This is a genomic window from Vibrio sp. R12-SW3-ISO1, assembly GCF_059834005.1.
On sequence record NZ_JCBDGK010000028.1, the window covers coordinates 43,079 to 65,774 of the forward strand.

The 22,696-nt window shown below is 50.4% G+C and carries 23 protein-coding genes; 6 read left to right on the plus strand and 17 right to left on the minus strand.

What is annotated here, in order from left to right; translation table 11 throughout:
• Positions 1 to 10 precede the first annotated feature (10 nt).
• Positions 11 to 820 (plus strand): bis(5'-nucleosyl)-tetraphosphatase (symmetrical) ApaH, encoded by an 810-nt coding sequence (gene apaH, locus AC6R0R_RS08615; RefSeq protein ID WP_500626393.1) that lies wholly within the window; start codon positions 11 to 13, stop codon positions 818 to 820.
• 142 nt (positions 821 to 962) lie between these two features.
• Here the strand turns inward: apaH and folA are convergent, their stop codons facing one another.
• The 6 genes from folA to rplU all read right to left on the minus strand — a co-directional run bounded on the left by folA (position 963) and on the right by rplU (position 4,909).
• A complete protein-coding gene (folA, locus tag AC6R0R_RS08620; protein WP_500626394.1) occupies positions 963 to 1,442 on the minus strand; it encodes a type 3 dihydrofolate reductase in 480 nt (159 codons plus the stop codon).
• 35 nt (positions 1,443 to 1,477) lie between these two features.
• On the minus strand, positions 1,478 to 1,969 hold the full coding sequence (locus AC6R0R_RS08625) for a threonine/serine exporter family protein (protein ID WP_500626395.1): 492 nt from the start codon (positions 1,967 to 1,969) through the stop codon (positions 1,478 to 1,480).
• Positions 1,957 to 2,724 carry a threonine/serine exporter family protein gene (locus AC6R0R_RS08630; protein ID WP_500626396.1) on the minus strand — a complete coding sequence of 256 codons (768 nt, stop codon included), beginning with the start codon at positions 2,722 to 2,724 and terminating at the stop codon, positions 1,957 to 1,959. Before AC6R0R_RS08630 ends, AC6R0R_RS08625 begins: the two co-directional genes overlap by 13 nt.
• 172 nt (positions 2,725 to 2,896) lie before the next feature.
• Entirely contained in the window at positions 2,897 to 4,069 is a 1,173-nt protein-coding gene (gene cgtA / locus AC6R0R_RS08635; protein WP_500626397.1) for an Obg family GTPase CgtA, read from the minus strand.
• A 250-nt stretch (positions 4,070 to 4,319) separates the two neighbouring features.
• Entirely contained in the window at positions 4,320 to 4,577 is a 258-nt protein-coding gene (gene rpmA / locus AC6R0R_RS08640; protein WP_004409945.1) for a 50S ribosomal protein L27, read from the minus strand.
• Positions 4,578 to 4,597: 20 nt separating this feature from the next.
• Positions 4,598 to 4,909, minus strand: a complete 312-nt coding sequence (rplU, locus tag AC6R0R_RS08645; protein ID WP_000271393.1) for a 50S ribosomal protein L21 — start codon at positions 4,907 to 4,909, stop codon at positions 4,598 to 4,600.
• A 269-nt stretch (positions 4,910 to 5,178) separates the two neighbouring features.
• Here rplU and ispB point away from each other — a divergent pair, with 269 nt between their 5' ends.
• The 4 genes from ispB to nagB all read left to right on the plus strand — a co-directional run bounded on the left by ispB (position 5,179) and on the right by nagB (position 10,599).
• Positions 5,179 to 6,150 (plus strand): octaprenyl diphosphate synthase, encoded by a 972-nt coding sequence (ispB, locus tag AC6R0R_RS08650; RefSeq protein WP_500626398.1) that lies wholly within the window; start codon positions 5,179 to 5,181, stop codon positions 6,148 to 6,150.
• Positions 6,151 to 6,338: 188 nt separating this feature from the next.
• Entirely contained in the window at positions 6,339 to 8,102 is a 1,764-nt protein-coding gene (locus tag AC6R0R_RS08655; RefSeq protein WP_500626399.1) for a bifunctional lysophospholipid acyltransferase family protein/GNAT family N-acetyltransferase, read from the plus strand.
• A gap of 330 nt (positions 8,103 to 8,432) precedes the next feature.
• A complete protein-coding gene (locus AC6R0R_RS08660) occupies positions 8,433 to 9,494 on the plus strand; it encodes a TRAP transporter substrate-binding protein (RefSeq protein WP_334554112.1) in 1,062 nt (353 codons plus the stop codon).
• Positions 9,495 to 9,798: 304 nt separating this feature from the next.
• The gene (gene nagB / locus AC6R0R_RS08665) at positions 9,799 to 10,599 is read left to right on the plus strand and encodes a glucosamine-6-phosphate deaminase (protein ID WP_500626400.1); all 801 of its coding nucleotides are present in this window, start codon (positions 9,799 to 9,801) and stop codon (positions 10,597 to 10,599) included.
• Positions 10,600 to 10,768: 169 nt separating this feature from the next.
• Here nagB and AC6R0R_RS08670 read toward each other — a convergent pair whose 3' ends face one another.
• From AC6R0R_RS08670 to AC6R0R_RS08680, 3 genes are all read right to left on the minus strand, one after another.
• Positions 10,769 to 11,305: an MltR family transcriptional regulator gene (locus AC6R0R_RS08670; protein WP_500626419.1), complete on the minus strand. Its 537-nt coding sequence runs from the start codon at positions 11,303 to 11,305 to the stop codon at positions 10,769 to 10,771.
• 50 nt (positions 11,306 to 11,355) lie between these two features.
• Positions 11,356 to 12,507 (minus strand): mannitol-1-phosphate 5-dehydrogenase, encoded by a 1,152-nt coding sequence (locus AC6R0R_RS08675; RefSeq protein ID WP_500626401.1) that lies wholly within the window; start codon positions 12,505 to 12,507, stop codon positions 11,356 to 11,358.
• Between the two features lie 141 nt (positions 12,508 to 12,648).
• Positions 12,649 to 14,532: a PTS mannitol transporter subunit IICBA gene (locus AC6R0R_RS08680; protein ID WP_500626402.1), complete on the minus strand. Its 1,884-nt coding sequence runs from the start codon at positions 14,530 to 14,532 to the stop codon at positions 12,649 to 12,651.
• 465 nt (positions 14,533 to 14,997) lie between these two features.
• Between AC6R0R_RS08680 and AC6R0R_RS08685 the strand changes: the two genes are divergently transcribed.
• The gene (locus tag AC6R0R_RS08685; protein ID WP_500626403.1) at positions 14,998 to 15,678 is read left to right on the plus strand and encodes an HAD family hydrolase; all 681 of its coding nucleotides are present in this window, start codon (positions 14,998 to 15,000) and stop codon (positions 15,676 to 15,678) included.
• On the opposite strand, the gene AC6R0R_RS08690 is transcribed toward AC6R0R_RS08685, so the two are convergent.
• Genes AC6R0R_RS08690 through AC6R0R_RS08725 form a run of 8 tightly spaced genes read right to left on the minus strand, consistent with a single transcriptional unit; the run spans position 15,659 to position 22,695 of the window.
• Entirely contained in the window at positions 15,659 to 16,876 is a 1,218-nt protein-coding gene (locus tag AC6R0R_RS08690) for a tetratricopeptide repeat protein (RefSeq protein WP_500626404.1), read from the minus strand. The two genes, AC6R0R_RS08685 and AC6R0R_RS08690, sit on opposite strands and share 20 nt — an antisense overlap.
• On the minus strand, positions 16,876 to 17,502 hold the full coding sequence (locus tag AC6R0R_RS08695) for an energy transducer TonB (protein WP_500626405.1): 627 nt from the start codon (positions 17,500 to 17,502) through the stop codon (positions 16,876 to 16,878). The genes AC6R0R_RS08690 and AC6R0R_RS08695 overlap by 1 nt, the downstream gene beginning before the upstream one ends.
• A 43-nt stretch (positions 17,503 to 17,545) precedes the next feature.
• Positions 17,546 to 17,950 carry an ExbD/TolR family protein gene (locus AC6R0R_RS08700; RefSeq protein WP_334553579.1) on the minus strand — a complete coding sequence of 135 codons (405 nt, stop codon included), beginning with the start codon at positions 17,948 to 17,950 and terminating at the stop codon, positions 17,546 to 17,548.
• Positions 17,951 to 17,958: 8 nt separating this feature from the next.
• Positions 17,959 to 18,507, minus strand: coding sequence for a MotA/TolQ/ExbB proton channel family protein (locus tag AC6R0R_RS08705; protein WP_500626406.1), 549 nt, complete (start codon positions 18,505 to 18,507; stop codon positions 17,959 to 17,961).
• A complete protein-coding gene (locus AC6R0R_RS08710; protein ID WP_500626420.1) occupies positions 18,507 to 19,853 on the minus strand; it encodes a MotA/TolQ/ExbB proton channel family protein in 1,347 nt (448 codons plus the stop codon). Before AC6R0R_RS08710 ends, AC6R0R_RS08705 begins: the two co-directional genes overlap by 1 nt.
• Before the next feature lie 5 nt (positions 19,854 to 19,858).
• Entirely contained in the window at positions 19,859 to 20,635 is a 777-nt protein-coding gene (locus AC6R0R_RS08715) for a DUF3450 domain-containing protein (protein WP_500626407.1), read from the minus strand.
• Positions 20,636 to 20,683: 48 nt separating this feature from the next.
• Positions 20,684 to 21,631, minus strand: a complete 948-nt coding sequence (locus AC6R0R_RS08720) for an iron-siderophore ABC transporter substrate-binding protein (RefSeq protein WP_334568361.1) — start codon at positions 21,629 to 21,631, stop codon at positions 20,684 to 20,686.
• Positions 21,632 to 21,651: 20 nt separating this feature from the next.
• A complete protein-coding gene (locus AC6R0R_RS08725) occupies positions 21,652 to 22,695 on the minus strand; it encodes a FecCD family ABC transporter permease (RefSeq protein ID WP_500626408.1) in 1,044 nt (347 codons plus the stop codon).
• Position 22,696: the final 1 nt, after the last annotated feature.

Here is a 22,696-nt window from a genome sequence, read left to right on the forward strand (position 1 = left end):
GGACAACGGTTTGGCTACCTATATTGTCGGTGATATTCAAGGCTGCTTTGACGAATTGCAGCAACTCCTCAGCAACATCAAATTCAAACCCAAAAAAGATACCCTCTGGTTCGCCGGCGATTTGGTCGCACGCGGGCCCAAATCACTGGAAACCCTGCGCTTTGTCCAAAGCCTCGGCGAGAGCGCCAAAGTGGTGCTCGGGAACCACGATTTACACCTGCTGGCTGTTGCGCTGGGTATCCATAAGAAAAAAGACAAAGACAAAACGGCGCCGATTTTTGATGCGCCCGATAAACAGGCACTGCTTGACTGGTTGAGACAACAGCCGTTATTGGCAGAACATGACGAGTTCGTGATGTGCCATGCGGGCATCTCACCTGACTGGGATCTTGCAGAGGCCAGAGCGTGCGCCGCCGAAGTGGAAGCGATTTTAAAAAGTGACGATTGGCCTTGGCTGATTGAAAACATGTATGCCAACCAACCAGACAAATGGCACAACGCACTAAGCGGATTGGAGCGCTATCGCTACACCATCAATGCTTTCACGCGGATGCGATTTTGTTTTGCCGATGGGCGGCTGGACATGGCTTGCAAACTGCCACCAAAACAAGTGAGCGGCGGTGAATTGATGCCTTGGTTTAAACTGCCAAGTCGCATCGCACTGGAAAAGCCCGTGCTGTTTGGTCATTGGGCGGCCTTAGAAGGTTACCAGAGCAAGGAAGTGATTGGCTTAGATACCGGCTGCGTGTGGGGCGGAAAGCTGACCTTACTCCATTGGGAAAAGCAGCGTTACCACAGTGTCGAAGCAGGGAAGAAATAGTAGAGGTTTGGGGTGATGGGTGATGGGTGATGGGTGATGGGTGATGCAGCTTAGGGACAGGATGGGGGAGTGCAAGCGCTATTAGGTAACGCTATTAGGTAAAAAGAGCGCGAACGGGAATGGTCCGCGCCAGAGTACTGCCCTACTTTTCTAACACCACAAACTGCATATCGTAGCGATTTTTCTCATCCGCAGCGTAGGCTTCGCGGTAGGTTTCTTGATACGCATCGCCCCAGTCTGGGAACTGGGTATCGCCCTCTACCTTGGCATCAATAAAGGTCAGGTACAACTTATCTGCTTGCGCCAGACAGTGTTGATAGATGGATCCGCCACCGATGATCATCACTTCTTCGACATTTCCAGCTGCGGCAAGCGCCTGCTCAATCGACGCCACCACCGTCACTCCTTCAATAGACAAACTGCTGTCTCGACTGATGACAATATTGGTTCGTCCCGGTAAAGGACGACCAATCGATTGATACGTTTTTCGCCCCATCACCACAGGCTTGCCCATCGTACAGCGTTTGAACCACGCAAAGTCGGCGGGCAGATGCCACGGCATTTGGTTATCTTTTCCAATGACACGATCCTGGGCCATCGCCGCGATCATACTGATGATCATACTCTACTCCTAATCAAGACTGCGCAATATCAACGCTATACAATGGGTTTGCGGCGATAGAATAGCAACCCAGGCATTGCTAAGCCAACCGCTAATCCGGCAATAATAAACATCGCCTTGAGAAAGTTCTCGAGCAGCATGGCCACCAACTCAGGGCTGTAACCCACATGGTTGAGCTCGACTAACGCAATCATGGCTTTAAAAGCAAACACACCCGGCACCATAGGGATCAACGCGGCGACAGTAAACACTTTCGGATGCGCCAAAAAGCGGCGTGACCAAACAATCCCCACCATGCTGACGATCATGGCCGCGAAAAACGTCGCCCACTCAATCGGCACGCCAAATTGCATCATCAAATAGCGAGAGCCATGACCAATCGCGCCACCTAGCGCGCAGTAAAGCAAGGCTTTTTGCGGCACATTGAACACCAGGGCAAAGCCCACCGCGGGTATTGCGGCGAACAACATATCATTGAGTAGACCTAACAACAGTTCCATTCCGACATCCATCATCACACTACCCATCCACGAACGCCAACCACACTCATCGCGGCGACAATGCCCAAACAGGTCGCCAACGTAAGTAAGCTTGCCATCACGAATCGAGCGATGCCCATGTTGGTGTAGCCTTTGAGCATATCAGCCACCGCATTGATCAACGGAAAGCCCGGTACGAGCATCAGTACAGAAGACGCCATCACAATCGATGGCGCATTACCCAGCTCATAAATCACGGCTTGGGCCGAAATCACTGTGGTGACAAACGCCGTCACGGCAAAGTTCATCAGCGGGTTAAAGTGACGATGGCCTACCTCTTGGCGCACGATCATGCCACCGGATGAGGCGAGAAACGTCATCATAAACACCGTCCAGTCACCTCCCGCAAGGCGGCTAAAGGCGGCGCAAGATAGCCCAATCATCCCGACTACCAACCAACGGTTATATCGTTCGGGGCTGATGGCGTTGAGCTTACGCTGCGCCATCTCATAGTCAATCACGCCGCGCTCAAGCATAATGCAGATACGTTGGATTTGAGTGACGGCACGCATATTAATGCCGCGATCGGGGCAACTGCGAGTGGTGGTGATGCAGTGCTGCTGATATAAGGTCGTCACGACGAGTGAACTTGATGATAGCGAGATTTCCACCTCATCCATTCCAGAGGCGCGCCCAAAGCGGCGCATCAAATCGCCCACCAACGTGCTTTCCGCGCCGTGGGCCAAGAGCATTTGCCCTGCTTGGGCAATCAAGCGAGAGACGGCTCGCTGCTTCGATGCCATATTACCGATGTCCTATTCCATTAGAGAGAAGTCACAGCCATAGGCTGCTTATATTGATCAAGAAATATTGATCAAGAAAGTGCCCTATTGTGCAACTCACACACACTATACGTATTGATGTAGATAAAAAAACAGCCGCAATATGTGATTGCGGCTGTTTAAAAAGGTTTAATTAATCGCGGACGTAGACCACATGACCGTCGTCTTCTTCGTCGTCCCAATCATCCCAGTCGTCTTCATCTTCAGTGATGACATCTTTACCTGACATGGCATCTTTGTGGTAATCATCCCACATGAAGTTGACCTTCTCTTCTTCAGAGATCTGTTCCTCTTCGCGTGGTAGAGATTCCATAAAGTCAGCCAGCTTGTAGCACAGTTCTTTAGTGCCTTGTCGGTTGATGGCAGAGATTTTGAAGTACTCGTCTTCCCAACCCAGTGCATCAAGGATAGCTTGAATCACTTCATTGGCTTCCTCTTCTGGCATCAGATCCACTTTATTGAAGACCAACCAACGAGGCTTATCCGCAAGCTTCTCGCTGTACTGCTCAAGCTCATCAATGATCGTCAGCGCATTTTGCACCGGATCCGATTGATCAATCGGCATGATATCGATCATATGCAGCAACACGCGACAACGCTCAAGGTGCTTCAAGAATCGAATACCAAGACCGGCACCGTCAGCCGCGCCTTCGATAAGGCCAGGGATGTCGGCGACAACAAAGCTTTTCTCTGGGACAACACTGACCACACCCAAGCTTGGGATCAAGGTCGTGAATGGGTAGTCCGCCACTTTCGGCTTCGCCGCAGAAACGGCACGGATAAAGGTCGATTTACCTGCGTTAGGAAGACCAAGCATACCCACATCGGCCAATAGCAATAGCTCTAAACGCAGCTCACGGATTTCACCTTTCGTACCCAGCGTCTTTTGACGTGGTGCACGGTTCACCGAGGATTTAAAACGCGTGTTACCTAAACCGTGCCAACCGCCTTTTGCGACCATGACTTTTTTGCCATGCTCGGCCACTTCAGCCACGATTTCATTAGTGTGGATATCCACCGCACGTGTACCAACAGGCACGCGCAACACTTTGTCTTTTCCGCGTTTACCCGTACAGTTACCGCCGCGGCCATTTTCGCCACGCTCTGCTTCATAGAAGCGCTGAAAACGGTAATCAATTAGGGTGTTGAGGTTTTCGTCCGCTAGGATGTAAACATCACCACCGTCACCACCATCACCACCATCAGGGCCACCTTTGGTTACGAATTTTTCGCGCCAAAAACTGACGACACCACTACCGCCGTCGCCGGCTTGAACTTTAACGACCGCTTCATCAACGAATTTCATCTCTTACTCCGCTCTCTTACCGCGCACCTCGCTGAGTGCGCCGCTGCGTTGCAACATCATCTCAACCGCTCAGGTTGAATGATATAAATTCTAGCAGATTCCACCTTCAGCTTGATCTCATCAGCTGAGCAGGACATCGCCCGTGGGGAACCAATAATGAGGGACTCTTATACAGAGTGCCTGAGTATTGGTTCATAAATAAAAAACCCCGCCGAATCGGCAGGGCTTTTGAATTCAGTCAGAAGGTAAATTATTCAGCTTCGATGCTTACAAATTTACGGTTCTTAGGACCTTTCACTTCAAATTTCACTTTACCTTCAGTAAGAGCGAAAAGAGTGTGGTCTTTACCGATACCAACGTTGGTGCCAGCGTGGAACTTAGTACCACGTTGACGAACGATGATGTTACCTGCAAGAACAGATTCACCACCGAAACGCTTAACACCTAGACGTTTGCTTTCTGAATCGCGGCCGTTACGAGTAGAACCACCAGCTTTTTTGTGTGCCATTGTTAAACTCTCCTAATCGATTAAGCGTTGATACCAGTGATCTTCACTTCCGTGAACCACTGACGGTGACCTTGTTGCTTACGAGAGTGCTTACGACGACGGAACTTAACGATTTTAACTTTATCGCCACGACCGTGTTGTACAACTTCTGCTACAACTTTACCGCCCTCTACTAGAGGAGCACCAACTTTAATGTCTTCACCGTTAGCAACAAGAAGAACTTTATCAAATTCAACAGTTGCACCAGTTTCAACGTCTAATTTCTCTAAACGAAGAGTTTGACCTTCGCTTACACGGTGTTGTTTACCACCAGATTGGAAAACAGCGTACATATCTTACTCCGCTTTTTCCGCACAGCCTTATGCACTTTGGGCAATTTGGGTGTGCGCTAAACTAATCATCAATAGGGCGCAGATTCTACAGAAAGCTCGCACCTATGACAAGCCATATTTTTAAAAAATTGGCGAAAAGCTAATCGCCAATGAAAAGTGCGCCAATCATGCCCGTTAAGCATGTATTAATCAACGTTTTTTAGTGTATTATTGGCCAACAAATACAGATAAGAATACCTTACCAGTTCTAACCTTCAGCCGGATGTATAATGGATTTTAAAGCTATCCAAGCGCTCACTGCCGATGACATGGCAAAAGTGAATGAAACAATTCATGCCCAACTCAACTCTGACGTCTCTTTAATCAACCAACTCGGGTTTTATATCGTCAGTGGTGGCGGTAAACGGATCCGGCCGCTGCTTGCGGTGTTATCTGCCCGGGCACTGGGCTACCAAGGTCAGGATCACACCACCGCCGCCGCCTTCATTGAGTTTATTCACACAGCGACCCTGTTGCACGATGATGTCGTGGATGAATCTGACATGCGCCGTGGTAAAGCCACCGCGAATGCCGCGTTTGGCAATGCCGCCAGTGTTTTGGTGGGTGATTACATCTATACCCGTTCATTCCAAATGATGACGGCACTCGGATCATTAAAGATCCTCGAGCTAATGAGTGACGCGGTGAATGTGATTTCCGAAGGTGAAGTGCAGCAGTTGATCAACTGTAACGATCCCGATACAACCGAAGAGAGCTACATGCAGGTCATCTATTCGAAGACGGCACGCCTATTCGAAGCGGCAACGCAAATCGGCGCGACTCTCACCGACGCTGACGCCGAACTTGAGCTCGCGATGCAAAACTACGGCAAATATCTCGGCACCGCATTCCAGTTGATTGATGATGTGATGGATTACACCTCTGACGGCGAGGAGATGGGTAAGAACGTGGGCGACGACCTGGCCGAGGGCAAACCGACACTCCCTCTTCTTTACGCAATGCGCCATGGCACCCCAGAACAAGCGGCAATGATTCGCGAAGCCATTGAACAAGCAAACGGAATGGAGAAGCTCAACGAGATTCTGGCCGCGATGGATGAAACCGGCTCTTTGGAGTACACGCGCCAGCTGGCTTATCAAGAAGCCGATAAAGCCATCGCTCAGCTTGCCCTTGTGCCTGACTCGCCTTATAAAGAAGCATTGGTAACGCTTGCTCATATGGCGGTGCATCGCAGCGCTTAAACAGCGAAATCGTCCTCTCCTTGTCAGGCAGTGAGTCAAAATTCACTGCCTGCTCACTACCTGATCGCCATCCTATCGTTCGTCATCAAACTGTCATTGCTCAGTCACCGAACTCTCATTAAACTGTCCTTTCAGTGACATCTAAACGACCTACGCTCATCATCAACTCCTGTTTAGACGAGATTGATATGGACGTATCTAGCCCTTTCCGATTGCCGCGCAAAACGCCATTTGGCCTTGGTGAGAACCTCACTGAATGGGCCACGGGCCTCAGTCGTTTGGATAAGTTTTACGCCAAGCGCCCGGCTAACGCCACAACAGAGCAGTTTCTGCGCTACACCTTAACTATCCTAGGTATCGACTACCAGATTGCAAAAGGCTCGCTCGATCCTATTCCGCGCAGTGGCGCGACGGTTATTGTCGCCAATCATCCGCTAGGTTGTGTCGAAGGTGTGATCCTCGCTGAATTGCTGCTGCATATCCGTCAAGACGTGCAGATCTTAGCCAATCAGTACCTCAAAACTGTCCCAGAGTTGGATCGTCTATTTATTGGTGTGGATGTGTTTGAAGGCAAACAGGCGCACAAAGCCAATTTAAAAGCGCTGAGACTGGCTCACCAACACCTAGAGCAAGGCGGGATCTTATTGATCTTTCCCGCCGGCGAAGTGTCACAACTGGTCGATAGCAAAACTCAGAAATTAGAAGATAAAGAGTGGAGCCGCTCGGTCGCTAGCTTAGTGCGAAGATCCAAAGCTACCACGGTACCCGTTTTTATTGACGGTCAAAACTCAAAACGCTTTTACCTTGCGGGAAAAGTGCACCCACTGCTGCGAACATTAATGCTGGGTCGAGAGTTACTCAACAAATCACACACCCCGATTCGACTCTCCATCGGCTCCGCCATCAAGTACAAAGAGCTCCACGCGCTCAATGATACTCAAATCGTTAACTATCTGCGTCTCAATACCTATTTGCTCGCGGCAAACACTCAGCTTCGCTCCAATAAAGCGCCTGGCATTGATCTCAGCGGTCCTATCGCGAGCCCTCTCCCTGCGAGCGATCTTGAAGTGGATCTCAACCAATTGCCGCGCGAACATCATCTATTATCGAGCGGTGAATTCGATGTCTACTGTACCAGCGCCGACTACATTCCCTCTGTGTTGTATGAAATAGGCCGCCTGCGTGAAAAGAACTTTCGCGCGGTGGGAGAAGGAACGGGCTTGGCCCTCGACATCGATCAGTTTGATGGTCACTACCAACACCTGTTTATTTGGGACAGAGAGCAACGACGCCTGGTCGGCGCCTACCGACTCGGTTTAGTCGATAAACTGATTGAGCAACAAGGGGTTGATGCGCTCTACTCTCGTACTTTGTTTGAATATGATGAGCGCTTTATTAATACGATGGGCTGCGCCATTGAAATGGGCCGCTCAGTGATCGATAAGCCGTATCAAAAAAGCATGGGCGCTTTACTCTTGCTTTGGAAGGGCATAGCAACGTTTGTTTCTCGCCACCCTCACTATACGCACCTGTTTGGCCCAGTCAGCATCAGTAGTGATTACAGCGAGCAGGCAAGACAACTGCTCGCAGAAACCATGACGCTGCACCACTACGACACGAAAGCCGCTGAGTACGTCTCGCCGTCCAACCCGCTGCCGAAACACGACACCCACTGGAACACCAGCATGTTAACCGCGCTCGCGGATTTACAACTGCTTTCTCGCGTGATTGATCGTATTGATGAAGGCAAGGGAGTGCCTGTTCTTCTGCGCCAATATTTGAACCTCAATGGCAAGCTGGTCTCATTCAATGTCGATCCTGATTTCAACAACGCTTTGGATGGATTGATCATGGTGGATTTAACCCGCGTTGCCACCAAAACTCTTGCCCGCTATATGGGTCAAGACGCCGCAAGCCAATACCTTGACCATCATAACCCGCAAGCGGATTGATCCCTGTCGAGCAAAAACTCAATGCCATGTGATTCACATGGCATTTTCTATCGATCGCATCATTACTCTAAAAGCACGGCTGGTTTTAGGGCAATTTAACTTCTTGCCGCTCAGCTAAGCTCACTTCTCACTGTTTATTCATTCTCTACCCGAATATCTTCTCGCCCAATCACTTGATGCCACCAATAAAATGGTTGACGAAAAATAGCGCAAATTCGAAGCTAACAGAGAATTTGAAGCAATAAACAAAAATCATTGCAATATTCTAATAACAACACAAAAGGACGTGAACTCAACATGCTGCCATCCACTCCCCGCTCACTCAAAAACATGAAACGCGTGACGACCACGTTGCTCGCGAGCGTATGCGCTCTGCTTGCTAGCGTCAGCCACGCTGACGATAAAGTCTACCGACTCAAACTTGCCGAAACTTGGGGGCCCAATACCCCTATCCTAGGTGATGCCAGTAAGAACATGGCCAAACTGGCTGAAGAGATGTCCAATGGTCGTTTGCAGATCCGTATTGACTCTGCCAATAAGCACAAAGCGCCTTTGGGTATTTTTGATATGGTCAAATCCGGTCAATACGATTTAGGCCATTCCAGTTCTTACTACTGGAAAGGCAAGGTACCCAATACGCTATTTTTCTCCTCGATGCCTTTTGGCATGATGGCGACCGAGCAATACGCATGGTTTTATCGCGGTGGCGGTATGGAGTTGATGGAGAAAGTCTACGCGCCGCACAATTTGCTCTCTTTCCCCGGTGGTAACTCCGATATTCAGATGGGCGGCTGGTTCAAAAAAGAGATCAACACCATTGATGACCTGCAAGGGCTGAAGATCCGCATTCCGGGCTTTGCCGGTGAAGTCATGGCGCGCGTCGGCGCCGCTCCAACCAACATCGCACCTGGAGAACTCTACACCTCACTAGAGAGAGGCACGATTGACGCACTCGAATGGGTCGGCCCTGCTTTTGATTTACGCATGGGCTTTCAAAAAATCGCGCCGTATTACTACACCGCGTGGCACGAGCCAGGTTCCGAGACGCAGTTCTTAGTCAACAAGAAGGTGTGGGACAGCTTGCCAAAGGATCTGCAAGTGATCTTAGAAACCGCCTTTAGAGTGGCCGCTTTTGATATGTATACCCAAGCGATTGACGCTAATGCCAACAGTTGGGCAAGCATGAGCCAAGAGTTCCCAGACATCAAAGTGCGCGACTTCCCGCCGCAAGTATTGTCAGCGCTACACAGCGCCACAGAAGCCTTACTGCAAGAGCAAGCAGAAAAAGACGCACTGGCGCAAGAGATCATCACTTCGCAACGCGAGTACCTCACTAAAGTGCGCGCTTGGACCGACATCTCAACCAAAGCCTATCTTGAGACGACGCCTTAAGCGCTGTACGGTTATTCCTGTCAAAAAGTACTGCTTTCAAAGTGACGTCTTCAATCACTATCGCCGCCTTCGGGCGGCGTTTTAGTCGCTCGATGATCAACCCCATCCTTCCTTCACTCTTCTTTTCTCGCTTTATAAAAAAACTGTCACTATTGATATAGAGAATAGAGTCATAAAAGCCATTGACAGCCTAATTCGTGACGAAAGATCATTTATTCCACAAAAATAGTGGCGAAACCTCACGCCTTATTTTACAATGCAAATTAAGAAATCCAATCGAGCACTTGAAACAGGATAAAGACCAATGAGACTGATTCCCCTAAAAAATGCAGAACAAGTCGGCAAATGGGCTGCGCGTCATATCGCGAAGAAAATCAACGCCTTCAAACCGACGGCAGAACGCCCATTTGTTTTAGGTCTACCCACTGGCGGTACGCCACTGTCGACATACAAAGCACTGATCGAGCTATACCAAGCAGGTGAAGTCAGCTTTAAACACGTCGTCACGTTCAACATGGATGAGTACGTGGGCATCGACCCAGATCACCCAGAGTCATACCGCTCTTTCATGTACAACAACTTCTTCAACCATGTTGATATTCAGGAAGAGAACATCAACCTGCTTGACGGCCAAGCGGACGACATCGATGCACACTGCGCGGCATACGAAGACAAGATCCGCTCTTACGGCAAGATCAACCTATTCATGGGTGGCGTTGGCATTGATGGTCACATCGCGTTTAACGAGCCAGGCTCATCACTCTCATCACGTACTCGTATCAAAACATTGACCGAAGACACGCGTATCGCAAACTCTCGTTTCTTTGATAACGACATCAACCAAGTGCCAAAATTTGCGTTAACGATTGGTGTCGCGACGCTACTGGACGCCGAAGAAGTGATGATTCTCTCGCTTGGTCACAACAAAGCCTTGGCACTGCAAATGGCGATTGAAGGCAGCGTAAACCACATGTGGACAGTCACTGCACTGCAAATGCATCGCAAAGCAATCATCGTTGCGGATGAACCAGCGCAGCAAGAGCTTAAAGTGAAGACAGTGAAATACTTCTCTGAACTGGAAGCGGAAAACATTAAAGGTCTGTAAGACGTTTTCGCTAGCACGAAACAAAAAAAGCCACTTCGGTGGCTTTTTTCTTGTCTGATATAGTTGGCGAAGGAAATTACCAAGAATAATTGCCTAGAATGCTTGTCTACTGTAGATGACGAAAAACGCTATCTAAAGATAGCGTCAACAGAACTGACAAAGAAAATCACTAAGAAGTCAGCGCGTTTTCTCTTGCGAGCTGCTGATGGATGTCGTTCACGGCCAACACTATGGTGGAACGCACTTTTTGGAAATGACGATCTAAAAACATGGCTTTCATTTCGTCATTTAATCCCTCGACCAACTCGGGTGAGTAATCGATAGGCATGATTTTCTGTATCGCATTCACTCGGTTGAGCTCAAACACGATATCTTGGTCCCAGAAGTCCACTTTCCCCTCTTGAACCTTAACCCACTCTTTTAGGGTGACAAACACTTCGATGTCGTCATAGGTTTGTTTACTGATCACCCCAAGCCCGAGCAGTAACTTGATGCGCACCAGTATTTCCCCTAATGGCCCATCACTGGTCAGTAACGGATCAACGACGAATTTCACTGCATAATCGTCTTTGTGGAAAATACTTTTTAACAGGGTATCAAGCATGTCCTCCAATACATCATAAGCACATAGCAGACACTCAGCGGCATTGGCTGATTCTGCTAGCTCTTCTAAGAGCTCTACTTCATGACTCGAGTGTATTGGCATGGCTTCTTCAAAAGGAGAAAGTGCCACATCAGTGGCACTTTGGTGTTCCATCATTCATTGATTGCGTTGTACGCTTGTTCGGCTAGTTTAACAACTTCTGAGTCAATATTCAGCTCCGAATAGTGAGCTAGCGTCTCGGCAAAACCTTTCTCTGCGAACATACTCTGCAATTCAACCGCTTGTGGGTCATCGTCATTCTTGTAATGGAAGGCCGCTGCAATCCCTTTGATCAAATGCGCGTTTGGTAACCCATACTCCAACGTGCCATTAAGTGGCTTGATCAAACGATCTTGCGGGCTGAGCTTACGAATAGGCTGGCGACCCACACGGTCCACTTCATCACGCAAGTACGGGTTGGCAAAACGACCTAAGATTTTATCAATGTAGGCTGCGTGGGCTTTAGAATCAAAACCGTAGCGCTGGATCAGTACCGCCCCGCTTTCTTCCATCGCCGCTTTCACTTCTTGGCGAATCGCGGGATCTTCAATCGAGTCTTTGATGGTCTCATGACCCGCCAGTACACCGAGATAAGCTGTGATCAAGTGACCAGTGTTGAGCGTAAACAGCTTACGTTCGACAAACGCCATCAAGTTGTCTGTACATTCCATTCCCGGGATGGTTGGGATTGGGCCGTTGAACTGAGTTTGATCTACAATCCACTCACTGAAGGTTTCCACCGTGACCGCCAGTGGATCGGTTTCGCCTTCTTCTGCTGGCGGCACGATGCGGTCGACCGCAGAGTCGACAAAACCAATGTGCGCATCACTGAACGCTTTGAGTTCATCACTAAGATGCGCATACACGGCTTCTTTAAGCTGGGTGGTGCCGCGCACCATGTTTTCTGCCGCGATAACGTTCAGTGGTGACGTGTTGCCCCCAGCAAAACGCTGTTCAATGCCTTTGGCAATTGAGCCAGAAATAATCTTAAGTACGGTAGGACCCACCGCTGTGGTGATGAGATCGGCGTTGGCGATACAGCCAATCACCTCATCGGTGGCGGAGTTGACTGCCGTGACGTTTTTCACCACTTCTACGACACACTCTTCACCGACGACTTTCACTGGGTATTCGTTGCGTCTTTGCAACTCAGAGACGACCGTTTCGTTGACGTCTGCAAATGTGACTTCCATGCCTGCGTCTGAGAGTAATTTACCGATAAAACCACGACCGATATTTCCTGCACCAAAATGTAACGCTTTCATAATCACTAACCTTTCAAATGTTGAATCTGTATAGCTAACGGCTTAACAGCACACGACTAAGCCTTCAGCTATCTAGACTAAAAAAGAGGCCAGAGCGGGGGAGAACTGGCCTCGTTCACTTAGGAGCTAGACAAAGTACTGCTATGCATTGAGAATATTCAGAACATCTTCTGGGTTGGTTGTGTTCTGTAAACGCTCAACGGCCTCTTCGTCATCAAGTGAATTGGTAATAGCCATGAGAACCATGTTGTGCTCATCACCTTGGGCAGCGATGCCGATGACCATCTTGGCGATGTCATCCTCATCTTCACCCCACTTAATACCTTCAGGGTATTGGCAGAACACAATGCCGGTTTTCTTGACGTACTGTTTCGCTTCAATAGTTCCGTGTGGCACCGCAATTGACTCACCTAGGTAGGTAGACACGAGTTCTTCGCGGGCAAACATGCCATCAACATATTCAGGTGCAACGTTGCCTAATTTGACCAGTTGCTCACCTGCAAACTTAATCGCCTCTTCCTTAGAGTTGGCTTTTAATCCGAGGAATACACTGTCGCTAGTCAGCGTCAACGTCTGTTCCTTTTCCTCGGCCGCTGCAGGTGCCTCAGGCTTTTTTACAGCGCCACTCCTTGCTTCAACTAGCTGAGCAACAAGGTTGTCATACACAGTGCCATCTAAGAAGTTGCTTAGAGAGATGTGCATTGCGCTAGTAGCATGAGTACGAGCACGGTCTGTCAAATCTTTGTGAGTCACCACGATTTGCGAGTCACTCGGTAGGTTGTTGATGGCCAAGTTCGAGACTTCAATATCCAGACCAGCCGCTTGCACTTTCTTACGTAGAAGACCTGCGCCCATCGCACTTGAGCCCATACCCGCATCACAGGCAACGTAAATCGCTTTCACTGCTGCTGGGTCCACAGAAACTGCAGCGGTTTGACCTTTAGATGCTGCTTTCATGTCGTGCATAGCGGCAGAAGCTTTCTCTAGAGACTCGTCTTCGTCGGTCGCTTTTGAAGTTTTCATTAGGATAGAAGCAACGATGAACGACACAGCGGCGGATGCAATCACAGATAGAACCACACCCACGTATGAGCCTTTAGGCGTCATCAGTAGTACCGCAAAGATTGAACCAGGAGACGCTGGAGAAATAAGACCAGAATCAAACATCACGTTAGTGAACACGCCTGTCATACCACCGGCAATAACCGCAAGGATAAGACGAGGGTTCATCAACACGTATGGGAAGTAGATTTCGTGAATACCACCTAGGAAGTGGATGATTGACGCACCCGCTGCCGACTGCTTCGCGTTACCTTTACCAAACGCCATGTAAGCCAATAGAAGACCTAGACCAGGACCTGGGTTCGCTTCAATTAGGAAGAAGATTGAGCGGCCAAGTTCTTCAGACTGCTGGATACCCAGTGGCGAGAAGATACCGTGGTTAATCGCGTTGTTAAGGAAGAGGATTTTCGCTGGCTCAACGAAGATAGAAGCGAGTGGCAATGCACCTGTTTCTACCATCACGTTTACGCCCGCTGCCAATGCGCTAGAAAGAACTTTTACCGCAGGGCCAATGATGAAGAATGCTAGGATAGCGAGGATCATACCGATGATACCGGCAGAGAAGTTGTTCACTAGCATTTCAAAGCCGCTTTTCACTTTACCGTGAACCGACTCATCGAATTTCTTGATAGCGTAGCCACCAAGTGGACCGACAATCATCGCGCCCATGAACATAGGAATATCAGTACCGACAATCACACCCATTGTCGTGATGGCACCTACAACCGCACCGCGGTCGCCGCCCACCATTTTACCGCCGGTGTAACCGATCAGCAGTGGCAATAGGAATTTGATCATTGGGCCAACTAGTGATGCCAATGTTTCGTTTGGCAACCAGCCGGTTGGGATGAAAAGTGCAGTAATGAAACCCCAGGCAATAAATGCACCGATGTTTGGCATTACCATGTTGGATAGAAAACGACCAAAGTTTTGGACTTTGATCTTAGCTTCTGGTGATAACATAGGGAGACCTCAGTTTGTATTGGTTGGCCAAATGGCCCAAAATGTTTGTTCAAAAGTCGATTAAAATGTATCACAACATTTCTAAAAGGCACCCTCACCCACAATTTGGTGACTCAGATCACACACAAGGCATTAACATATCTTTTTTATGGTGATCTAAATCACATTTATTCGCTGTCAGTAAATTACAAAGCCATTTTTTCGATAATGATTATCAATAACCAGAGATTTAGATCACAAAAACACAATCCACACACTTAAAATATTTAGTGACAAAGATCTCATTTTTATTATTTATCCGATTTTTAAGCACCACTTTAGTTCACTCTCTGCGCGACTTTGGTTCAATTATTCATCAAATATCGATGAGAGGCGCGAATATGTAATTAAATTACAAAATAAGCTTCATCAAAATTTCATCGTAAAATTGGTTAGGATGGTGACGCACAATGGCCAAGAGAATTGATGACGAAGAGCAGTGACGGAGAAAAGACAATGAAAGCGGTATTGTTTGATATGGATGGGCTGATCTTTGATACAGAGTCGCTCTATAAAAAAAGTTGGCAACAGGCGGCAAAAGAGCAAGGTTTCGATTTGTGTGACGAGTTTTATCAGGGGTTCATCGGCGTACAAGATGGCGAGTGTGAGCGTCGCTTACAGCACCATTTTGGTGCTGAGTTTGATCTCCCGCGATTTATACGCTGCCGAGATCAGGACTTTACTGAGCGCAGCGCACTAGGCATTGACTACAAGAAAGGCTTTGAGACGCTGATGCGCCACCTTAAAAAGAACGGCGTGAGAGCAGCGATCGTGACCTCATCCGGTCGAAAAGAGGTGCTAAGAAATTTTGCTGGCCGCGAGGTCCTCGAACAGTTTGAGTACCTGATCACCTCTGATGAAGTGAGTCAAGGTAAGCCCGCGCCAGATGGCTACTTAATGGCGTGCCAGCAACTCAACCTCAAACCGTCACAATGCCTAGCGTTAGAAGACTCCAATAACGGCGTGAAATCGGCCTTGGCAGCAGGTTGTTCAGTCATCATGGTGCCCGATTTGCTGCCACCAGAAGCACCACTTATCGAGAAAGTGACACTGGTCGATTCTTTAACTGAGGTGATCGCGTTGATCCCTACGACGACGCCTTGTTAAGCGACTGAGTCAAGAATCGTACCCAGGTCAGCGTTGTTTCATCGGCCTTCAGTTGATGAGCCTTTTGCGCACTTTCTAGGGCTTTTTCATGCTCATCCAATCGGTAGAAGGCTTGCGTCTTGGCCAATTCCACACGCTGACTGCTCGGCATGCTGGCCAGTACATTCAGCGCCGCTTGATACTGCTTCTGCTGCATCAGCAATTGCGCATACGACCAGTGATGATCTGCACTGAGGCGCGAGGCGTGTTGCCAGGCCTCTAGCGCGTATTGCCACTCCTTCGCGACTTGCCAGTAGCGAGCTAACGTGGCGTAGCTCTCTGCCTCTTCTTGTTCAAGCAGATGCTCGGCGTAAACCTTCGCAGCAAGTTCTGGAGCGCCTTGTGAGGCGTAAAGCCCTGCTAAGGTTTGATACTCACTAGAGGATAAAGCAAAGCCTTTTCGCTCTCTCTGTTTGAGCGTCGCCAACGCCTCGGGGTAGTGTTTCAAACGAAGATGCAAGCTGGTCAATTGCTTCCACCACAGTTCGTTATCGGACTCCAAAGCACGCAGTTGCTCTGTGGTACTCACCGCTCCGTTCCAGTGACTCAGCGCCACTTGAGCGCCGAGCTTCATGCTCAGCAAAGAGACATCCGCTTTTTTATCTAGCGCTTGATACTGCTTGATACTCGACAGTACCGCTTGCCAATCTTGCAGCTGGTAATTGGACTGAGCGACCCGCAGCCACAGTTGAGTGACAAATTCCGTGGTATACATTTTTTCAGCTTGCGAGCGGCTCACATCGGATTTTTTATCCAGCACACTTTGATAGTGTCTGAGTGCTTTTGCCGGCTCCCCAGTCGATAACAAAATATCGGCCAGCATGCGCTCGGTTTCAATCGCCTGTTCAATCGGTAAAGCACCAGTGGACAACGCGTTTTCCAGCGCAACTTGCGATCGCTGAGGTTGCGCTTGTTGCCAATACAAAATGCCCAACATACGCGCCACATAGGCTTGATCGTACGCTTTCACGGCGTCGATACCTTCTAAGATGGTCACCGCCTCGGCTGTTTTTTCTTGCTGAGACAACTCAAACGCTTGATGGACTCGCATCGCAACGCTGCGTGATAGCTCTTGCGCCTGCGCCTGCGGGACGCTCATCAAGCCCATCAACACTGACCATGCCAAAAGACGGCGTATCCATGCTGTAACCTTTGTCATTATTGCAACCTAAATTCTAATTTCACGGTTTGCCCTTCCTGTCTGGTCGCTTTGCCTGCGACGATCAAAGGTTGATACTTCCACTGACGCAATGCGCGCATCGCTTCACGATCAAATACGCCGCGAGGCGAACCTTCCACCACCTCAATCGCATCGGGCCGACCGGTTTCATCAATGGCAAATCGCATCACTACATAGCCTTCAATTTTTCGTTTCAATGCCCGCGAGGGGTAACGTGGTTCAATACGATGCAGTGGCATGAGCTGTTGGTTTTGCGCAAGTTGAATCGGCCCTGGCGTTGCCATTGCCATTCCCGTTACTGACGTACTCAGATTGACGTTAGGCAAATTGGGTAGCGCCGTGGTCTGAATTTGCTGCGCGGCCATTTGGGTCGTCAAGCGCTCCACTTGCGGGGCTAAGGTCGGCGCTTTGGGTGGCTCAGGTAATTGTCTTGCTCTGCGCGCCGCCGCACGCTCGTTTTCCACTTGCACGACATCAAAGCGCAGCGCCGACTGCGGCTCTGGCATCAGCGATTTTCCCGCGTCCACCAGCCACGCCATAAACGCAAAGAGAGAGAGCGTCACTAATAGGGCCAATGGGGTGGCAATCAGCCATCGTTTTAGCATCGTGATTTACGTCCTAGCATACGGATACCCTTCCTTCTTCCGGCTATTTCTGCTCGGTGGCCAATGCGATCTTCTCAATGCCCGCCCCTTTGGCGCCATCCATCACTTGCACCACGGTGCCATTGAACGCAAAGGCATCGGCTTGAATGACCAAGGAGGCATCCGGTTGTTCAAGCAGCACATTTTCGAGTGTCGCTTGCACTCGCTCTACATCGACCAATCGCTTATCGATGTAGACCTCGTTGTTGGCGGTAATGGCAATAAAAATGCCCGCGTCTTTTTGGCTAGTGGCATTCGCCGCCGTTGGGCGGTTCACTTCCACGCCCGACTCTCGCACAAACGAGCTGGTGACGATAAAGAAGATCAGCATGATAAACACGATGTCGAGCATCGAGGTCATGTCCACTTGGGCATCGTCTGACGGTTTTTTGTATCGACCTAGTCTCATGGTCATTCCTATTTAGTCATACGCATTAAGCGTTCGAGGTGAAGGTGACGCGTTTCGCTCCACTTAGAGAGGCGTGCGTGGGCAAACATGCCGACTAATGCGGCGACCATGCCCGCCATCGTTGGCAACGTCGCCATCGAGATCCCCGCAGCCATCAAGCGCGGCTGCGCACTGCCCTGCCCGGCCATCACATCAAACACGGAGATCATTCCCGTCACCGTGCCGAGTAGCCCCAGCATAGGGAAAAGCGCCACCAGCACTTTCATCAACGACAAGTGTTGTTCAAGCGCCAACTTCGCTTCGGCCAACCAAGCGCTGCGCTGAGCGAGCGCATACCAAGAGTGGCGATCGTCACGCAGTTGCCACTTGGCGACCCAGTGATGTTGTGCTTTGGGGAACAGCCAAAAAAGGTACACCAATCGCTCAATCGCCAGTAACCAAAACAGCGCCAACACGCCCGCTAACCACCAAAGCAGTGGACCACCACGATACATAAACTCGTTGATGGTGCTGCCAAGCGTGCTCCCCCCGAGATCGAGTAGAGACAGCCATTCCATTACGCGGCATCCTTCACAAGGCGGGTTGCTTGCTCGGCGCGCTCAGCCACCAAGCCAATACCCTGCTTCTCGATAATGGTGCGAATCGCTTCCGCTTTCGAGGCGAGGATATTGTGAATCAGGAGCAGAGGCATCGCAGCAATCAGACCTAATACGGTGGTGATCAGTGCCATTGAGATCCCGCCAGCCATGACACGCGGATCGGCGTTGCCAAATTGAGTAATGGTTTGGAAAGTATCAATCATCCCGGTCACCGTACCCAACAAGCCAAGCATTGGAGCGAGCGCCGCCAGCAGTTTGATCATCGATAAACCGCGTTCTAGGTGCTGCTGTTCGTCCATCACTGCTTCGAGCAAGCGCAGCTCCAACGCCTCAACATTCGGGCTGCTATCTTGACGATAAACATTCAAAATACGCCCAAGTGCATTGTCATCTTGCGGCGAGTCGGTGTGTTTAAGCTGCTTGGCAATTTTTGCTTTCGCGCTCAGTAACGCTGCGCCGCGAACCAGACCAATCGCCATGCCCACCAGCAGTAGCGCGATGATCACTTTGCCAACGATACCGCCGTTCTCAATGCGATCGAGCAAAGTCGGCGCCATTCCCAGCTGTTCGAGCAGCGCGCCGCGTGAGGCATCCAGTGCAACGATCGGTAGTCCGCTTATGACATCAGTGCTTAGAGTCAGTGCACCCTGTGGCTGCTGAGCGTACACGGTAGCGCGCTGGCGCTGACCACTCCAATCTAAGTAACCTTGTTCACCCGCTAAGGCAAAACTACCCAAACGCAGCACCGATTTTGTCTCGGTTTCACCTTGTCCGTTGATGACATCAACGTTCAGCGTTTGCGCCTCAGCACTGGCCTGGATTTGCTGTGCAAACGCCTGCCACAGGCCGTAGAGCTGCCTCTTTTCTGGTAGCTGTCTTGCGGCCACAATCTCTTCTACCACCGCTCGGTGATCAGCGTGACCTAGGGTCGCGACAGAGCCAGCTTGCTCAAGGTCGAGATCTTTTGCCGCTTGGCGCACTACGCCAAACAGCTCACCTAAACTGCCCGTCGCCAGATGCAAGGCTTGCTCTTTTTCGGCCAGTACGGCTTCGTTTTGCTGAAAGGTCTCTGACAGCTGTTCGTTTTCTTGTTTGAGAGAGGCAAGCTGCGCGTTGAGCTTATCAAGCTCTGCCTGCAACGCCTGTTCACGCTGCTTAAACTCCCCTTCACGCGCTTGATTGTGCTTCGCTTGCTCAACTTTCGCTTGTTGCGTCTCTTTCAGTAAGGCAGCATCCGAAGCAGCAACAGACAGCGAGACCGTAGACAGTGAAACGGCGATCACGCTCGCCGCTAGCCAAGTCATCCCTCTCATTGTTGACTCTCCTTAACCGACACCGGTAAATGCAATAACGTTGGGGCGGCTTGTTTATTCGCTACATCAAACGCTTTATCAATCTCTAAACCGGCTTTGCTGTCGAGCGCTTGCCATTGTTCGTTAGACGCATTCCACGCCCAGTAGTGCGCGCGATCAACACTGCGCGCTACCAAGCTGATTCGGCCGAGATAGAGCTGCTCGGTGACAAGTGATTTGCCGTCAACCTCAATCGGCGCAGAATAAGCACCAAGCTTAGTGCCGTAATCCAACTCGATTTGATACGCCTCTAGAATGCGGCGGTACTTTTCAGCATCACTGACGTCAGACTGAGTCATCATTTCACGCAACTTGGCAACGCGTTCGCGGCGCACCTCTTGGCGAAGTGGGCGATCGCTTTCTACCCATGCCTCTAGCCCATCAAGCATGCTGTACATCAACGGCACGATGCTTTCGCGCGTGCGCTCAATCTCTGACAATTGTTCATCAAAGCTGGCGATTTCTTTCTGTTGGCTGTCGAGCATGCCGCGAAGGTGATCTCGATACACTTCTAGCCCTTCCACCTCAGCTTGGCGCTGCTCAATTTGCGCTTCAAGATCGAGCGCTTTGTCGCTGCTGGCCGACACGCGGCTTTGCGTGTTGGCATTTGCGGTGGTGATCTCTGTTTCAAGACGTTGCGACTGTTTCAACTCTGCCCCCGTTGCCATCGCAGCAGAAGACGCGGTCAGCATCCAACCTGCTAGCAACAAATGGGGTAAACGATTGTGTGTCATACTCTTCTCTTTGATCCGTTCTCTTTGACGTTAATCTCTGCGCTTGGGCTAGGATGACTTCTCTTCAAGAATGTTCGCCATCGCTGGCACCATTTCATCAATCAAATATTGAATCGACAATGGGCTAAAAAAGGAGAACGCGCCACCGATGATATCGCCAGTGAAGTATTCGCGTTTCTCTTTGTAAAACGGCATGCGTTTACGAAAAATAGCGTTGCTAGACTGCTCAAGCTGCTCTTCCGTGGTCAGCCAGATGACCAGGTCGTTGTCTAGCAAGTCCATACGTTCCTCGCTGAACGAGGTGTAAAACGCCTCCTTGGCGAGCGCATCAATGGACTCTGGAATATGAAAGCCCAGCGCAATCAGAAATTGTGAACGTAAGTCTTTGCTCGCATAGGCGCCAGGCTGTTTGTTGTAGTAAAACGCCACCGCCGCCGATTTGCCTTCAAACTCAGGGTGCTTTGCCCGCAGCGTAGCAATCTGCTGCTTTATATCTTGCACTATGGCTTGCGATTTTTCTTCATAACCTAGCGCTTTACCTATCATAAGATGACGCTCATCCCACGGCATCGCCCAATCGGTATAAGCACCAGATTGTGCGAGCGTGGGCGCAATCGTGCTGAGCTTGTCGTAGGTTTTCTTATCCATGCCGGAAGAGACGCCGATGATCAGATCCGGTTTCAGCTGCGCGATGGCCTCAAAATCGACCGTTTGTCCTTTGAGTAATACCGGCTTGGCATCACCCAACTCATCTTGCGCCCATGGCCACACGCCGTAAGGTTGGTCACCATACCAATCGCGTACGGCTAGTGGGATAACGCCGAGCGCCAGAATATCATCATGATCCGTGACGCCGACAGAGACCACGCGCTGCGGCTGTTCGCTAAGCTCAATCTGACCGTATTTGTGTTCAATCGTCAGCGGATAGGCCTCGGCCAACACACTCACGACACTGGCCAACAGCAACGCGCCTAGCCGAGTGACTTCTCTTACCATGATGTATCCCTTCTCTTTTTCTAGCCTTGTTGTTTTCGCATTAAGAGCAGCGCAAACAAAGGCGCGCCAATAAGCGCGGTCACTAAGCCTGCGGCCAATTGCGTCGGCGCAAACAGGGTGCGCCCTAAGGTATCGGCGAACAGCACTAAGCTTGCGCCGACCAATGTAGTCAATATTAAGTGGCTATTAGGACCTGCGATGGTCATCTTTCTCGCCATGTGCGGTGCAAGCAAACCGACAAAACCGATTGGTCCAACAATCGCAGTCGCCAGCGCCGCCGCGCACACACTCAGCATCAACTGAACACGGCTCGCCCAAACACTGTTCACGCCCAGACCGACTGCCATATCAACACCAAACGACAATGCGGCCATGTTACGTGCTTGGCCGATCGCCAACACCAAGGTGGTCAGCAGCGCGATGGAGAGCAGTCCGACTTCAGACCAAGTCACCGCATGCACGCTGCCCGATAGCCATGCCAGTGCAGACATGGCAGCATCAATATCACCGTAAGTGAGCAAGCTTGAGGTCAAGGCACTGAAAAACGCCGCCACCCCGATACCCATTAAGATAAATTTCAGCGGATGCCCAGAGCCACTCAAGCTCTGCACGCCCGCGGCGACCACCATCGCCCCGGTAAACGCGCTCACTTCACGCCAAGCGTCGATCGCCTCCGGAAACAGCATCGTCAAACACACCACGGCAAACGCCGCGCCTTGACTGATGCCGACCAAACTGGGATCGGCGAGGGGGTTGCGGGTCAGGTTTTGCAGCAGCGCTCCTGAAAGCGCAAACAAGCCCCCCGCCTGCAACGCCGCTAGACTGCGCGGCAAGCGCAGCTCCCACATCACCAACGCCGCCTGGCTATCAGCGATGGAGCCTTGCATGCCGAGCGCACTCGTCACCTCATCCAATAGCGCCTGCATCGAGAGCGCATAACTGCCGATGCCAATACTGAGCAACCACAGCAACGCCATCAAAAGAGCCATCAACACCATGACGCCGAGCGTTTTGGGACGAACCCGAAATGAGACTCGACCGCCGAGCCACCTTAGCGCCACCATG